The organism is Serratia plymuthica NBRC 102599, from assembly GCF_001590925.1.
Lineage (GTDB): Bacteria > Pseudomonadota > Gammaproteobacteria > Enterobacterales > Enterobacteriaceae > Serratia > Serratia plymuthica.
In genome coordinates, this window is the sequence record NZ_BCTU01000078.1 from 1 (window position 1) to 502 (window position 502).

Sequence of the window (502 nt, forward strand, 5' to 3'; positions counted from 1 at the left end):
TAATCAGGAGTAGTGTACAAAGAGTTTTCTTATTTTTAACTTTCATTGCGCGCTCCGGTAATATCTACAGTGGCTTCCATATTTATCATACTTGGCTATGGTGGCATTACAGAAGTGAAGGGGATTTCCCCTCCTTCACTCCGGGAGGATAAAAAACTTATTTATTATAAGTTTTTTCAATATTTCCATTTTTATTCATACGATATATTCCATCATGTACGGTAAAAAATGTATCATTTTTTTTGTTATTCTCAATTGAGAATATTCTATTTTTATCAATGCAGTTAAATTTGGTTTTCATATCATCAAAACATCGTCTGTCATACTTGCCTTCTTCTTTATAGCCTTCACCAAAATCCCAAAATGTGATAGCAAAGAATCCATCTGATGCAGGTTCGGGGGTTCTATATTTTTCTTTTAACATTTCTTTGTTGCTTAACCACCAGTTTATCTTTCCTTTGTCGGTAAAAGGGAAGTTTTTAACTAAAACCGAACTAAATTC

The 502-nt window shown here is 32.7% G+C and carries 1 protein-coding gene; it reads right to left on the minus strand.

Annotation, left to right across the window (positions count from 1 at the left end; translation table 11 throughout):
* Positions 1–157: 157 nt before the first annotated feature.
* A partial coding sequence (locus SPL01S_RS24220) for a DUF943 family protein (RefSeq protein ID WP_063203223.1) occupies positions 158–502 on the minus strand: 345 nt, incomplete at its 5' end.